Annotated in this window: 17 protein-coding genes; 5 read left to right on the top strand and 12 right to left on the bottom strand. The window is 45.8% G+C overall.

Annotation, left to right across the window (positions count from 1 at the left end):
- The first annotated feature begins 54 nt into the window (after window positions 1–54).
- Together ftsY and rpoH are read left to right on the top strand one after the other, a co-directional pair.
- Complete coding sequence (gene ftsY, locus AOC28_RS04020; protein ID WP_072582685.1) at window positions 55–945, top strand: signal recognition particle-docking protein FtsY; 891 nt, start codon at window positions 55–57, stop codon at window positions 943–945.
- Window positions 946–1,116: 171 nt separating this feature from the next.
- Window positions 1,117–1,962 carry an RNA polymerase sigma factor RpoH gene (gene rpoH / locus AOC28_RS04015; protein ID WP_237767741.1) on the top strand — a complete coding sequence of 282 codons (846 nt, stop codon included), beginning with the start codon at window positions 1,117–1,119 and terminating at the stop codon, window positions 1,960–1,962.
- A gap of 41 nt (window positions 1,963–2,003) precedes the next feature.
- Here rpoH and AOC28_RS04010 read toward each other — a convergent pair whose 3' ends face one another.
- From AOC28_RS04010 to AOC28_RS03990, 5 genes are read right to left on the bottom strand one after another with little or no spacing between them, the layout of a single operon-like run.
- Window positions 2,004–2,588, bottom strand: a complete 585-nt coding sequence (locus tag AOC28_RS04010; RefSeq protein ID WP_072582683.1) for an SCO family protein — start codon at window positions 2,586–2,588, stop codon at window positions 2,004–2,006.
- 7 nt (window positions 2,589–2,595) lie between these two features.
- On the bottom strand, window positions 2,596–3,489 hold the full coding sequence (gene cyoE, locus AOC28_RS04005) for a heme o synthase (RefSeq protein ID WP_072582682.1): 894 nt from the start codon (window positions 3,487–3,489) through the stop codon (window positions 2,596–2,598).
- A gap of 2 nt (window positions 3,490–3,491) precedes the next feature.
- Window positions 3,492–4,613 (bottom strand): COX15/CtaA family protein, encoded by a 1,122-nt coding sequence (locus AOC28_RS04000; protein ID WP_072582681.1) that lies wholly within the window; start codon window positions 4,611–4,613, stop codon window positions 3,492–3,494.
- Window positions 4,613–5,269: a hypothetical protein gene (locus tag AOC28_RS03995; protein ID WP_072582680.1), complete on the bottom strand. Its 657-nt coding sequence runs from the start codon at window positions 5,267–5,269 to the stop codon at window positions 4,613–4,615. The genes AOC28_RS04000 and AOC28_RS03995 overlap by 1 nt, the downstream gene beginning before the upstream one ends.
- Entirely contained in the window at window positions 5,266–6,054 is a 789-nt protein-coding gene (locus AOC28_RS03990) for an SURF1 family protein (RefSeq protein ID WP_237767731.1), read from the bottom strand. The genes AOC28_RS03995 and AOC28_RS03990 overlap by 4 nt, the downstream gene beginning before the upstream one ends.
- A gap of 14 nt (window positions 6,055–6,068) precedes the next feature.
- On the opposite strand from AOC28_RS03990, the gene AOC28_RS03985 reads away from it, so the two are divergent.
- Complete coding sequence (locus AOC28_RS03985) at window positions 6,069–6,281, top strand: twin transmembrane helix small protein (protein ID WP_072582679.1); 213 nt, start codon at window positions 6,069–6,071, stop codon at window positions 6,279–6,281.
- A gap of 67 nt (window positions 6,282–6,348) precedes the next feature.
- Here AOC28_RS03985 and AOC28_RS03980 read toward each other — a convergent pair whose 3' ends face one another.
- From AOC28_RS03980 to AOC28_RS03955, 7 genes are all read right to left on the bottom strand, one after another.
- Window positions 6,349–7,203 carry a cytochrome c oxidase subunit 3 gene (locus tag AOC28_RS03980; RefSeq protein ID WP_072582678.1) on the bottom strand — a complete coding sequence of 285 codons (855 nt, stop codon included), beginning with the start codon at window positions 7,201–7,203 and terminating at the stop codon, window positions 6,349–6,351.
- 29 nt (window positions 7,204–7,232) lie between these two features.
- Window positions 7,233–7,427, bottom strand: coding sequence for a DUF2970 domain-containing protein (locus AOC28_RS03975; protein ID WP_072582677.1), 195 nt, complete (start codon window positions 7,425–7,427; stop codon window positions 7,233–7,235).
- The gene (locus tag AOC28_RS03970; protein ID WP_072582676.1) at window positions 7,424–8,008 is read right to left on the bottom strand and encodes a cytochrome c oxidase assembly protein; all 585 of its coding nucleotides are present in this window, start codon (window positions 8,006–8,008) and stop codon (window positions 7,424–7,426) included. Before AOC28_RS03970 ends, AOC28_RS03975 begins: the two co-directional genes overlap by 4 nt.
- Window positions 8,009–8,021: 13 nt before the next feature.
- Window positions 8,022–8,153, bottom strand: a complete 132-nt coding sequence (locus AOC28_RS11575; protein WP_216120175.1) for a cytochrome oxidase small assembly protein — start codon at window positions 8,151–8,153, stop codon at window positions 8,022–8,024.
- Complete coding sequence (gene ctaD / locus AOC28_RS03965; protein WP_072582675.1) at window positions 8,137–9,756, bottom strand: cytochrome c oxidase subunit I; 1,620 nt, start codon at window positions 9,754–9,756, stop codon at window positions 8,137–8,139. Before ctaD ends, AOC28_RS11575 begins: the two co-directional genes overlap by 17 nt.
- 43 nt (window positions 9,757–9,799) lie before the next feature.
- A complete protein-coding gene (gene coxB, locus AOC28_RS03960; RefSeq protein ID WP_072582674.1) occupies window positions 9,800–10,957 on the bottom strand; it encodes a cytochrome c oxidase subunit II in 1,158 nt (385 codons plus the stop codon).
- A 179-nt stretch (window positions 10,958–11,136) separates the two neighbouring features.
- On the bottom strand, window positions 11,137–11,934 hold the full coding sequence (locus tag AOC28_RS03955; RefSeq protein ID WP_143143876.1) for a methyltransferase domain-containing protein: 798 nt from the start codon (window positions 11,932–11,934) through the stop codon (window positions 11,137–11,139).
- A 23-nt stretch (window positions 11,935–11,957) separates the two neighbouring features.
- Between AOC28_RS03955 and AOC28_RS03950 the strand changes: the two genes are divergently transcribed.
- Entirely contained in the window at window positions 11,958–12,701 is a 744-nt protein-coding gene (locus AOC28_RS03950) for a ComF family protein (RefSeq protein WP_072582891.1), read from the top strand.
- Window positions 12,702–12,711: 10 nt separating this feature from the next.
- The gene (trmL, locus tag AOC28_RS03945; RefSeq protein WP_072582673.1) at window positions 12,712–13,182 is read left to right on the top strand and encodes a tRNA (uridine(34)/cytosine(34)/5-carboxymethylaminomethyluridine(34)-2'-O)-methyltransferase TrmL; all 471 of its coding nucleotides are present in this window, start codon (window positions 12,712–12,714) and stop codon (window positions 13,180–13,182) included.
- Window positions 13,183–13,201 lie beyond the last annotated feature (19 nt).

Below are 13,201 nucleotides of genomic sequence, written 5' to 3'. Positions count from 1 at the left end.
CACCATATCCCTAGAATTAAATTGATAAGATGCAAGGTTTAAATTGTATCGATTATGTTCGGCTTACGTAAAACCCTCGGATCCCTTTTTAAATCAAGCAAGATTGATGAATCTTGGTTTGAAACTTTAGAAGAATCACTCATTCAAAGTGATGTGGGTCTACCTACGACCGAACAACTCATCACCAAACTACGTAAAGCAGCAAAGTCTGAAAAGGCTTCTAGCCCAGAGGAGTTACAAGCTCTTCTCATTCAAGAAGTCAGCACCCTATTAACCGCTATTGAACCTTCGCCAAACCCACTATTTACAAGTGATAAGCCTAACACCCCAGAGGTGTGGTTGGTTGTAGGGGTAAATGGAGCAGGTAAGACTACGACCATTGGTAAACTCTGCCGACTCTTTCAGTCTCAAGGTAAGTCAGTTCTTTTGGCTGCTGGCGATACCTTTAGAGCTGCGGCACGTAACCAGCTTCAGGAGTGGGGTGGACGCAACCAGGTTGACGTTATTACTCAAGAAGGTGGTGATGCAGCAGCCGTTGCACACGACGCCATTCATGCTGCCATCTCTCGTAAGAACGATATTCTCATCATTGACACTGCAGGGCGTCTTGCTACCCAAGACAACCTCATGGAAGAGCTTAAGAAAGTCAAACGTGTCATTGGTAAAGCGCTACCTGGGGCGCCTCACCACACCCTGCTTGTTTTGGATGGCAATACCGGACAGAACGGCTTGAGCCAGGTAAAGGCCTTCCATGCCGCCCTTGGCCTCACTGGAATCATTGTTACCAAGCTTGATGGCACCGCTAAGGGCGGCGTGATCTGCGCCCTAGCCCACACCCTACAAGATGGCCCAAAACCCGCTGTTCTAGCCCTAGGCAAGGGCGAAGGGATTGAAGATTTAGCCCCCTTCACAGCAGAACAATATTCATCTGAATTATTCAATTAATTCAATAGCTTAGAGGTCATTAAAACCATTAGCACTCTCTTGACAAGAGTGCTAAAATAGACTTCTATTAATACATCATATTTATAAGAAAAAATGGTTCAAAAGAAATCCGACAAACCGAATTTGCAAACGCTGCCAGTCGCGCAGACTGCGTCGGCGTCTGCATTTCCGATGCTGCCAACTCTTGGGGTTGGCACTCTCGACTCATATATTTCGTACGTTAATCGCGTGCCAATGCTTAGTGCTGCAGAAGAATTACATCTTGCGCAGGAATTTCGTCGTACTGAAAATGTCGATGCCGCTAAAACTTTAGTGCTCTCTCATTTACGCCTAGTAGTTTCTGTTGCTCGCCAATATCTTGGCTATGGAATCCCGCATGCTGACTTAATTCAAGAAGGCAATATTGGCTTGATGAAAGCCGTTAAACGCTATGACCCAAACAATGGTGCACGTTTAGTGTCGTATGCAATCCATTGGATCAAAGCAGAGATTCATGAGTACATTCTTAAGAATTGGCGCTTAGTAAAAACTGCAACTACCAAAGCACAACGCAAACTATTCTTTAACTTACGCAGCAATAAACCTACATTAAGTGCGCTTACTCCGAGCGAAGTTGAAGCCTTGGCCAAAGCACTTGATGTCAAAGGTTCCGATGTTAAAGAAATGGAAATGCGCCTTGCTGGTGGCGATGTCGCTCTAGAGGGCGATGACAGCGATGATGAATCTGCTTACGCCCCTATTCAATGGCTAGCGGATAACTCTCAGGAGCCTACCGCTCGCATTGCTAGCGCTGAAGCAGATGCCTTGCAAGGCCCGAAGCTAGACCAAGCACTGATGGCCTTAGATGAGCGTAGTCGCAATATTGTGCAATCTCGTTGGTTGGCCATGGATGCCGAAGGTAATGGCGCTAAGACGTTGCATGATCTTGCTAGCGAGTATGGCATCTCAGCAGAGCGTGTTCGTCAAATTGAAACGGCCGCTCTCAAAAAGATGCGCGGCCTGTTGCAAGCAGCTTAATCAAGCAAGAAGTTTGCAGGCAGCAAACTTCTTTAATTCTCTTACTTAAGCAATTCTTTCAAGTCATGCGCCAAGGTCTCTGGACCTTGAGCGTGCTTGATATACAAACGTAGATGACCCTCAGGATCAAATGCATAGCTACCCGCTGTGTGATCCATGGTGTAAGAGCCTGGCTTAGATCCTGGAACCTTCTTGTAATAAATCTTGAAGTCCTTAGTCACCTTCTCCAATGCCGCCTCATCTGCGGGACGCAAACCCAAGAAACGAGGATCAAAGGCAGGGACATACTGCTTGAGAATCTCTGCAGTATCGCGCTCAGGATCTACAGTGACAAAAAGTACTTGCACCTTATCGGACTGAGACCCCAAGAGCGTCATAACTTGCTGCATTTCAGTTAAGGTGGTCGGGCAAACATCAGGGCACTGGGTATACCCAAAAAACATCACCACTACTTTTCCCTTAAAGTCCGCCAAGGTTCTCACCTTGCCATCAGGATCTACCAAACTAAAATCTTTTCCGAAAGCGGTGCTGCCAGTGATATCAATATTTTTAAACTCTGGTTTTGGGCTGCAAGCAGTCAATACGAAACAAAGAATTGCTAAAAAGCAAATGCGCAGAAAATTCATATGACTCTCAGAGGAAATAATGGTCTATCAAAAGCGCTGCAAAGAGTAGCGAAAGATAGGTAATAGAAAAGCGGAAGGTCTTTTTGGCTAAAGCATCACTATAGGAAATAAATAAGGCGATGACATAGGCCAGGAACATTAAGCCTAGGACGATTGCCGAAACTAAATACACCATACCGCTCATGCCATAGATATATGGCAGCATCGTAGCTGCAATCAATATAAGAGTGTAGAGAACAATATTCAGAAGTGTGAAACGCTCGCCATGAGTCACTGGCAGCATTGGTAAACCCGATTGAACGTAGTCATCACGACGATACAAAGCAAGTGCCCAGAAATGTGGTGGGGTCCACACAAAAATAATCAGAACCAAAAGCCAGGCTTCTGCAGAAAGGGTGTTAGTCACTGCAGCCCAGCCCAAGGCCGGTGGCATCGCACCGGATAAACCGCCAATCACAATATTCTGCGGCGTGGCAGGCTTTAGTAGCCAGGTATAGATCACTGCATAACCAACAAAGGTAGCAAGTGTTAACCACATCGTTAATGGGTTACAAAAATTCCACAAAATAATCATTCCGAGTGAACCCAGAACAATTGAGAAAATAATAATGTGAAAAGGTGTGACTTCGCCGGTGGCTGATGGACGCCAAGCAGTGCGCTTCATCTTGGCATCAACAGCTTGCTCAATCAAACAGTTCACTGCAAATGCAGCGCCAGCCAAAAGCCAGATACCAACAACGCCACCAAATAGCACTGGATACGGAACCATGCCAGGCGTCGCTAAGAACATACCAATCACTGCACAAAAAACAGCGAGCTGAGTCACTCTGGGTTTAGTTAAAACCCAATATTGACGCCAACGTGGCATAGCCACTGGTGCGCTTGTTTTAGAGTCACTCATATTTACGCCATCTTCTTTTGAATGAAAGGCTTCCAAGAAGCCCAATAACTCATTCTGACCAAACAGAATACCAAAGCCGCAGAGCCGGCAGTGTGTAATAAAGCCGCCAATAACGGCCACTGAAATACCACATTAGAAATACCAGTGATGACTTGCAATAAAAGCACTCCTAGCAATAGCTTGGCCACTTGACTAAGGCCTGATAGCACTGGGGTTGCCAGCGCAAGAGCACTCCAGCCCAAAGTACCAAGCACGACCAATACCATCACGGCAAAAAGGCGATGTGCCCAGTGGATTGTTTGCAAGGCCTCTGGAGAGATAAATTCTCCCTGAGCATTTAGCCCCAATTGACGCCAGAGAGTAAAGCCCTCACTCCAATTCGTCTCAGGCCAAGCACTTCCCAAACAGGTTGGGAAATCAGGACAGGCTAGTACTGCGTAATTAGTACTCACCCATGCACCTAGGAAAACCTGGGTGAATAAAACAATAAAGGAAAGGGTGAGGAGTTGCGCAGAAAGCGGCCGGACCCGAATGGTGCGAATTGTAGAGGACCTGTCCTCCCATGACTGCTGCGCATACGCCGTTAAGCAAGCCAACAAGACTAAGGCCAACATCAGGTGTGTTGTAACAATGATTGGCTGCAACTTCAGGGTGACAGTCCAAGCACCAAAGGCGCCTTGAATGCAGACCAATAAGAGCAAGCCCAAGCTGCCGAGCAAAGGATTTTTTCCCAAGGACTTCAGCTTAGAAAATGCAATAGCCACTTGTACCAAAATCAATGTACCTACTGTCATGGCTAAGTAGCGATGAATCATCTCAATCCAGGCTTTAATAGTTGTGACTGGCCCGGTAGGCCAAGCGCTCTCAGCTTGCTGTATATCCGTTAGCGCATGAAAAGGATTAGAAGTACCGTAGCATCCAGGCCAATCAGGGCAGCCCAGCCCAGAGTCAGTGAGGCGTGTAAATGCGCCAAATACAATTAGATCAAAGGTCATGAAGACCAAGACCCAATTGAGTTTTTGCAACAAGCTATAGCCAGGTTTTTTCCAAATGAAGAAGAGCGGTAGGCCAGCAAAAATAATAGCGATGGCTGCCAACTCCAGAAATAAAATGAAACTGGGCATTACAAATTCTCGCCCTTGTGATTTAACTTCAGAAGCTTTTCCAAGTCCTTCTTCATGCTAGAAAATTCTTTAGGAGAATTTGTCACTGGGAAATACATCATCTTGGCAGGACTTGGATCAATCAACTGAATTTCCTGTCCTACACCTTCTTTATTTAACCAAGTCTCAAAGTCAGCCCTTTGCTTTGGGTCGGAGGGCAATGTAAGTACCTTAAGCCCCGCCGTCTTTTCGTCATAAATCTTGAGGACCTCAGGGTCAACAGGCTTGCCATCTGTATTCACCCAGATCAACTGCAAGCGTTCGCTTTCTCTACCCATGGCAACTTTGGTTTGGCGCATGAGAAATAAAGCTTCAATACATTTCTCATCTTTGATGTGGCATTCGCCAGCTGGACGCGCAACTAAGAGAGTCCATTTACCCTGGAGGGGGGCATCAAGCCACGCCGTATTGAACTCTTGCGCTGGATATACGAGTGTTCCGAAATTGGTTTTTCCACCTTCAGGTTTAATCACGTAATAAGCAAAGTAAGAAGCGAGAACTGGTGAGGCACAGGCAAGCAATAACAACAACATCTGAATACGGCCACGACGCGTACGCGCATTAATCGCAGATGCATCCACCTGTGAAGCCGGAATTAATAACTCTTTATCACTCACTCTTGATCCCCATTCACTAATCCCTGTCGTTTATATTGCCGCAGGCCACTTAGCAACCAAAATAAAAATCCAGCAAAAGCCAAAGCAAACCACTGGAATGCATAAGCATAATGGCGATCGACCCCACTTGTCAGAGGCGCCCAATCGCGGATTAAGCCATCCTCTATGCCAACCTCAATCTCACGCAAGATAAAGGGCGCTTGACTCCAACCATGTAACTTGCCTTCATCTGTTAAATCAAAATTTTGTTCAATTCTTGGTTTGTTTACATCGGCAGAAATCTTGCCGCTCCCAAGCTCATAGACTTTCCCGGGATGAGCAAATACAACGCCTTCAATATTGACTACTGTATTTGGGGTTTGCACGGGTGGGAGGGTTTCGCGATTTTCATTGTTGCGCGGCGCCCAACCCCGATTCACCCAAAGAACCTCATCTTTCCCTTCCAGCCTCAAAGGCATCATCAGGTAAAAGCCGGACTGTGCAGTGGCGCTACCAGCAGGAGGAATAGGTCTTGGCCTGTTATCCAGCCAAACTGCTGCCTCGGGAATATATCGCCCCCGAGCAATCATACGGCGCTCACTAGCCTCTTCCAAGGTCCATGGTGTTGCATTGGCACTTAATATGGGCATTTGTTGGCGAGCCTGTAAATTCGCTGCCAAGGCAATTTTGGTATTAGCCCTACTCAGTTGCCAGACCCCAGCACCACAGCCGATCGCAATCACCAGCAAGGCTGATAAAGTAGCGACTATGCGCTTGGCAACGAGGGCAAAAAACAGCTTATTCAATTGAGGGATTTGAGATGAAGTGGATTATTCCTATTGTCCTACTAATGATTGTTTTTAGCTTAGGATCGGCTTTGTATTACATGATGAAAGATAGGGGAAATAGCTCCCGCATGGTTCATTCACTGATGCTACGCATTGGCTTGTCCGTCGCGCTATTTTTAGGAATTCTGCTAGCCCACTACTTTGGCCTCATTGAGGCTACTGGTATCAGGGTGGGAACAAACTAACCGTTACTGCACAAGACAAGAGTACTAAAACAAATCGGGGCTTTAAAGCCCCGATTTTTTATTCAACTTACATCCAGTAAACAGCGATGTACAAGCCAAGCCAGACTACGTCAACGAAGTGCCAGTACCAAGCAGCGCCTTCAAAAGCAAAGTGGTGTTTAGCAGTAAAGTCGCCACGAATCATACGGCGCAATACAATGGCCAGCATAGTGCCCCCAAGGAATACGTGGAAACCATGGAATCCAGTCAACATAAAGAATGTAGAACCGTAGATACCTGATGTGAGCTTCAAATTGAGCTCATGGTAAGCGTGGTAATACTCAAAAGCCTGGAAGCACAAGAAGATGAAGCCTAGGCCAACAGTTGCAGCCAAGCCGATAATGGCCTTCTTCATGTGGTTCGCTACCAATGCATGGTGAGCAATAGTAATCGTCACGCCAGAGCTCAATAACAATAATGTGTTGATGGTTGGAATCGGCCATGGGCCCATAGTGGTGAACTTCTCAACCAATCCAGCAGGGCCATCATTTGGCCAGACAGCCTGGAAATTAGGCCAAAGTAATTTGCTCGTAACGTCACCCATCCAAGGCATTGCAATATTGCGTGCGTAAAAGAGGGCCGCAAAGAATGCGCCGAAGAACATGATTTCAGAGAAGATGAACCAAGCCATTGACCAGCGATAAGAAATATCAACGTTGATACCATTCTTGCCAGAATTGGATTCAGCAATCGTATCGCCGAACCAGTGATAGAGCACAAATAGAACCCATGCCACACCAACTAAACTTAGGGCACCGCCCCAAGAAGTGTGATTTACCCAGCCAGACATACCAGCGCCAAATGCAATTAAGCCGGCGGCGGCCATGGCAGGATGCCTAGATAGTCCAGGGACGAAATAGTATGGGGTTGAATTGGATGACATCTTATTCTCTCTATTCAATCAAAAAATAATCAATGGGACACAACTGCTTTCACTATCAACAGGAGAACGCCCATAAAAATCAAGGCGCCAACAACACCTGCAATGATAATGTGAACAAAACTGAGTGAAGCTACATCTTCCTGCAAACCTGATTGTTTACGCACCCCCAAAAAGCCCCACATCACGGCTTTCATGGACTGCATAAAACTACTTTTTTTCTTCATGACACCACCTTTGACTTTGGCGCAGGCGGTGTACCACCCATGCCCAGCTCAAAGAAGGTATACGACAAAGTAATGGTTTTCACGTCGTCCGGTAAACCCGCATCGATCACAAAAACTACCGGCATCTTCTTTGTTTCATTTGCCGCTAGTGTCTGCTCCTGAAAACAAAAACACTCTAACTTTGTAAAAAATTCTGTTGCGCTTTTAGGCGCATAACTTGGTATTGCCTGTGCTCGCACTTGGCGATTCTGATTATTGGTGACTTCATAAACAATCTCAGTCATTTCACCAGGATGCACTTCTAAAAAATTCTTTACTGGTTTGAAAGTAAACGGGCCACGGCTATTGGAGTCAAACTCAACCATCACCGTGCGAGCATAGTTAACCTGGGTATTACCAACCCTATTTGGGCTGAAAGCTCTAACGCCATAGTCATTTTTGCTCGTTACAACATTAATCCCGGTAGCTTCACACAAGGCTTTATACATTGGGACTAGTGCGTAACCAAATCCAAACATCATTACCGCTGCAATTAAGAGCTTTAATAAAATCTGGCGATTTAGTGATTGAGTTGAAACCATCGTCATTGCGGGATTAACCCAACATACTCCGTTTAATCACAATACCAATAAAAAATATCAGTGACACACTCAAAAGAATGAAGCCCATCCTGCGATTTTTCGCAGCAAGGGCTTGTTTCTCTGATGAATTAAATTCCGGCTTCATGCATTTGCTCAGCACTAGGTGGAGTTTCAAAAGTATGATGCGGTGCTGGAGAAGGAATAATCCACTCCAAGCCTTTAGCTCCATCCCATGGCTTCATTGGTGCTTTTTCACCTTGGCCGCGGTATGCAGGAAGCACGACGAAGATCAAGAAATAGACCTGCGACAAGCCAAAGCCCAATGCACCGATCGAAGCGATTAAATTGAAATCAGCAAACTGGGTTGGATAGTCGGCATAGCGACGTGGCATACCAGCTAAACCCAAGAAATGCATCGGGAAGAATGTGATGTTAAAGAAAATCATGGAAGTCCAGAAGTGGATCTTGCCGCGAGTTTCACTAGCCATGCGACCTGTCCACTTGGGGCACCAGTAGTAGAAACCGGCGAACATGGCAAACAATGAACCTGCTACCAGTACATAGTGGAAGTGAGCCACAACATAGTAGGTATCTTGCAAACCGATATCAATTGGCGCCATTGCTAAGATCAAACCAGTAAAGCCACCCATCGTAAATACGAAGATGAAACCAATAGCCCACAACATTGGAGTTTCGAAAGTCATCGAACCTTTCCACATTGTTGCTACCCAGTTAAAAATCTTTACACCAGTTGGAACAGCGATCAACATAGTTGCGTACATGAAGAACAGCTGGCCAGTAACAGGCATACCAGTTGCAAACATGTGGTGAGCCCAAACGATGAATGACAAGATCGCAATAGATGCGGTTGCATAAACCATTGAGCTGTAACCAAACAATGTTTTTCTGGAGAAAGCAGGAATAATTTCACTAACGATTCCAAATGCTGGAAGAATCATGATGTAAACCTCTGGGTGACCAAAGAACCAGAAAATATGCTGGAACATGATTGGGTCGCCACCGCCAACTGCAGAGAAGAATGAAGTGCCAAAGTGACGATCAGTCAAAGTCATCGTGATCGCACCAGCCAGTACAGGCATCACAGCAATCAACAAATAAGCAGTAATCAACCAAGTCCAGCAGAACATTGGCATCTTCATCAAAGTCATGCCCGGAGCGCGCATATTCAAGATGGTCACGATGATATTGATCGAACCCATAATGGAAGAAGCACCCAATAAGTGGAGGGCAAAAATTGCCATGTCCATGCCAGGACCCATTTGTGAGGTCAGCGGAGCATACATAGTCCAACCGCCTGCTGGAGCACCACCAGGGACAAGGAATGAGCTCAATAACAAGGTTGCAGCCACTGGAAGAATCCAGAAGCTAAAGTTGTTCATACGAGCAAATGCCATATCGGATGCGCCAATTTGCAAAGGCACCATCCAGTTAGCGAAACCAACGAATGCCGGCATGATCGCACCGAATACCATTACCAAGCCATGCATAGTTGTTAGCTGATTAAAGAACTCAGGGCGGAAGAATTGCAAACCAGGCTGGAATAATTCCAGGCGAATACCCAAAGCCATCGTGCCACCAGCCAATAGGCTGATGAATGAGAAGAGCAAATACATCGTGCCAATATCTTTGTGGTTGGTTGCAAACAACCAACGACGCCATCCGTGTGGCATATGATCATCATGCGCGTGGTCGTGTGCGTGATCGTGGGTAGTAGAGACTGTACTCATGGATTACTCCGGTTTCGTTTTTATCTGTATTAGTTAATCTGGATTACTTACCGCCATGTGCGGTCATAATTTCTTGCGTCTGAATCACTTCACCTGTCTTGTTACCCCAGGAGTTACGGGTATAAGTAATTACAGCAGCAATGTCGGCATCAGAAAGAACGCCACCCCATTTCGGCATTGCATTTTTACCGTTCAACAAAATATTAAATTGACCTGCTTTAGGTCCATTGACCACTTTGCTGCCATCTAATGCTGGGAATGCACCAGCACCTTTGCCATTCGGCTGGTGACAAGCCGCGCAATTAGCTGCGTATACTTTTGCGCCGCGCTCTTTTTGCTCTTCCAGGGTGTAAACCTTAGAAGGATCATCACCGCCAGCACCCATTGCTTTTTTCTTCTCAGCAACCCAAGCGGTGTAGTCCTCTTGTGACACTACTCTCACAACGATAGGCATGAATGCATGCTCTGCACCGCATAGCTCAGAACACTGACCGCGGAATGTACCAATCTTGTCGGCTCTAAACCAAGTGTCACGAACGAAGCCCGGGATCGCATCTTGCTTTACGCCAAATGCTGGGATAGTCCAAGCATGAATAACGTCGTTAGCAGTAGTGATTAAACGAATTTTTTTGCCAACTGGCACAACCATTTCGTTATCCACTTCCATCAAATAAGTATCAGACTTAGGTGCTAAGTTATTGATTGCTTCACGTGATGTTGCCAAAGTGGAAATAAAATTGATGCCTTCACCCTCACCCTTGATGTAGTCGTAACCCCACTTCCACTGATAACCAGTGGTCTTAATAGTGATGTCGGAGTTAGTAGTGTCTTTCATCGCCACAACAGTTTTTGTTGCTGGCAATGCCATGCCGATAACGATCAGCAGTGGAACAACTGTCCAAATGATTTCAACAGTCGTGCTCTCATGGAAAGATGCTGATTTGTGACCTAATGATTTACGGTGCTTCAAGATGGAATAGAACATCACTCCAAAAACACCAATAAAAATCACTGCGCAAATGACCAACATCATCCAATGCAACCAATGAATCTCTTGCATGATTTTGGTAGCAGGAGGCGCGAAATTCAGCTGATTAACAGCTGGGCCACCGGGCATGTTCTCTGCTGCATGAGCAAAAGCAGTGCCAAAAGCAACTGCGAAATAGAGCGAAGCCCTAGTGACTTTTCCAAATAAATTCATCTTATTCTCTGTTTATTGTCGTGAGCAAAGCAGCAAAAATGCCACAAAATGCCCAAAAAACGGTCTCAAGCCAATACATCCAGCCGTGATTATAGGGTTAATTAGGCGCAACAACAAACAGGGTTAACCCAGCTTGAACCAATCTTGGTCGAGGTTTAAATGATAGTAAGCACTTACACTTAGGCAGAATCTGACCTAGTCTTGTGCCCAATTTGATTTAGATCAATGTAGGCGACGTTGTCCTTTGCCTTTGCGAGGTGCTTTCCGAGTGCCCATGCATGCCCATAAACCACCTCTAAGGTGATTTTTTGCGGCAAAACCTCTTTTTCAGTGACTTCAGGAGGGGTGGAATGCATCAATTTCAGCGCACAAATGTCTGCTAACAGCAAGGCTGGCTTCTCATAGTCCAAAGTGAGGTACTCCATGTCCATTACGGGATCAGAAAACCGCTCACCCAGCAAAGCATCTCCCATATCGTGCATATCCCAGGGACTCAATAAATTCTTCAGCTTTACGTCCGGAAGCTCCAAGGCGCGCAACTCTTTTCCGGTATCGGGCCCTAAATAGCTAAATGTGATTAAGCCGCCCTCGCGCAGAACGCGCCAACACTCCTGCAAAAAATGCTTCGGATCAGGCAAATCGTGCAGTAAAAGATCGCTGAACACTAAATCAACAGAATTGTCGGGAATATCAAATCTTCCAGACGAGATGTAACTTGCGAAGGAGCTAGTGTTGCTAGCAAATAAGGATCGCCAATTACTAAGTGCTTTAGCACGCCACATTTGAAATCCTGAAACACCGTTTTCGGCGATGCTAAAAATGCGCGCCTTTGGATAGCGTTTAGCAAGTACATCCAGATGCTTGCCAGCAAAATCAGGCGCCACCAAAATGTCTTTTACATCAAGCTTAACGATGTCTAATTTCTGCAGCATGCGATCTGCAATTTCGTCTTGTAACCATCTAAGGGGCTGGGTCATTGGCTCAGTATACTCAGCGCCCCATGCGATTTCCAGAGAACATTTTTCAAACCATTTGTGAACAGCTTTTGCCCACGGCTTGCATTGCTTGTGGGGAGTTTCAAAAATCATCCCTATGCGATCGCTGTCTCAATCAATTGCGAGATGATGGCTTAATGAACTACCAATGCTGCTATCAATGTGGCATAGCACTTCAGGCACCAGAAATTGCAGAGCAAAGTTGTGTGCAATGCCAAATCTCTCGACCATACTTTGATGCAACCCATTGCTTGGATCGCTATGATGGATTGCTACAAACTCCACTGCATGAATTGAAGTATCAAAAACGCATTGCATTTGCTAATGCCCTTGGCAGAACATGGAACTTACTTCTTAGTAAGGAGCTTGAAGATATTTCTGCTGATTATTTACTGCCAGTGCCCCTCAGTATTGAAAAATTAGCGCAGCGTGGCTTCAATCAAAGCTGGGAAATTGCTAAACGAATTCGCTGCGGAAGGCATATTCAAAAATCACCTTTTATGCTGCAGCGCCATCATTATGCAAAGCACCAGGCCGGAAGCACCTTGAGTAATCGCCACATTGCCATTCAGGGAATGTTTTACGTTGAAGAGCGCTACATTCAGCAGCTAGCACACAAGACTGTGATTGTGTTTGATGATGTGATGACAAGCGGCGCAACCCTTAATGAAATTGCGCGCGTTCTGAAGGACAATGGTGTATCTCGCGTAATTAATTGGGTAGTACTTCGAGCTGCGCGACCAATTTAAAGAGTGTCAAATGTTTAATATTGTTTTATTTGAGCCAGAAATCCCACCCAATACAGGGAACATTATTCGCTTGTGCGCCAATACTGGAGCAAAGTTACATTTAATTGAGCCGCTTGGGTTTCCCATGGAAGATGCTAAGTTACGTAGAGCAGGTCTCGATTATCACGAGTTTGCACGGGTCATAGTCCACAAAAATTGGGCCCAGTTTTTAAATGATGAGCATCCTGATCCCCAGCATCTCTTTGCATTAACCACCAAGGGCTCAGGAAAGTTTCATGAAGGCAAATACGCGCCCGATGATTACTTCGTATTTGGCTCTGAAACTAAAGGCATTACAGATGAAGTTAGGGATTCCATTCCACCTGAGAATCGTATGCGCCTAGCGATGCAAGATAGCAGTCGCAGTCTGAATTTATCAAATACTGTTGCAATCGTAGTGTATGAAGCTTGGCGCCAGAATGGCCTTGCAGGCGGTCAGTAAAAACCGATTCAGCTGCTGT

The sequence above is a fragment of the Polynucleobacter sp. MWH-Adler-W8 genome (assembly GCF_001889925.1).
Lineage (GTDB): Bacteria > Pseudomonadota > Gammaproteobacteria > Burkholderiales > Burkholderiaceae > Polynucleobacter.
The sequence above is the reverse complement of the archived record's forward strand: the minus strand, read 5'-3'. Positions and strand labels throughout refer to the sequence as shown.

Bases quoted from the DNA above. Each gene is read 5' to 3' on its own strand.
- ftsY (WP_072582685.1), top strand. From the start codon at position 55: ATGTTCGGCTTACGTAAAACCCTCGGATCCCTTTTTAAATCAAGCAAG.
- rpoH (WP_237767741.1), top strand. From the start codon at position 1,117: ATGCTGCCAACTCTTGGGGTTGGCACTCTCGACTCATATATTTCGTAC.
- AOC28_RS04010 (WP_072582683.1), bottom strand. From the start codon at position 2,588: ATGAATTTTCTGCGCATTTGCTTTTTAGCAATTCTTTGTTTCGTATTG.
- cyoE (WP_072582682.1), bottom strand. From the start codon at position 3,489: ATGAGTGACTCTAAAACAAGCGCACCAGTGGCTATGCCACGTTGGCGT.
- AOC28_RS04000 (WP_072582681.1), bottom strand. From the start codon at position 4,613: ATGCCCAGTTTCATTTTATTTCTGGAGTTGGCAGCCATCGCTATTATT.
- AOC28_RS03985 (WP_072582679.1), top strand. From the start codon at position 6,069: ATGAAGTGGATTATTCCTATTGTCCTACTAATGATTGTTTTTAGCTTA.
- AOC28_RS03980 (WP_072582678.1), bottom strand. From the start codon at position 7,203: ATGTCATCCAATTCAACCCCATACTATTTCGTCCCTGGACTATCTAGG.
- AOC28_RS03975 (WP_072582677.1), bottom strand. From the start codon at position 7,427: ATGAAGAAAAAAAGTAGTTTTATGCAGTCCATGAAAGCCGTGATGTGG.
- AOC28_RS03970 (WP_072582676.1), bottom strand. From the start codon at position 8,008: ATGGTTTCAACTCAATCACTAAATCGCCAGATTTTATTAAAGCTCTTA.
- AOC28_RS11575 (WP_216120175.1), bottom strand. From the start codon at position 8,153: ATGAAGCCGGAATTTAATTCATCAGAGAAACAAGCCCTTGCTGCGAAA.
- ctaD (WP_072582675.1), bottom strand. From the start codon at position 9,756: ATGAGTACAGTCTCTACTACCCACGATCACGCACACGACCACGCGCAT.
- coxB (WP_072582674.1), bottom strand. From the start codon at position 10,957: ATGAATTTATTTGGAAAAGTCACTAGGGCTTCGCTCTATTTCGCAGTT.
- AOC28_RS03955 (WP_143143876.1), bottom strand. From the start codon at position 11,934: ATGACCCAGCCCCTTAGATGGTTACAAGACGAAATTGCAGATCGCATG.
- AOC28_RS03950 (WP_072582891.1), top strand. From the start codon at position 11,958: ATGCGATTTCCAGAGAACATTTTTCAAACCATTTGTGAACAGCTTTTG.
- trmL (WP_072582673.1), top strand. From the start codon at position 12,712: ATGTTTAATATTGTTTTATTTGAGCCAGAAATCCCACCCAATACAGGG.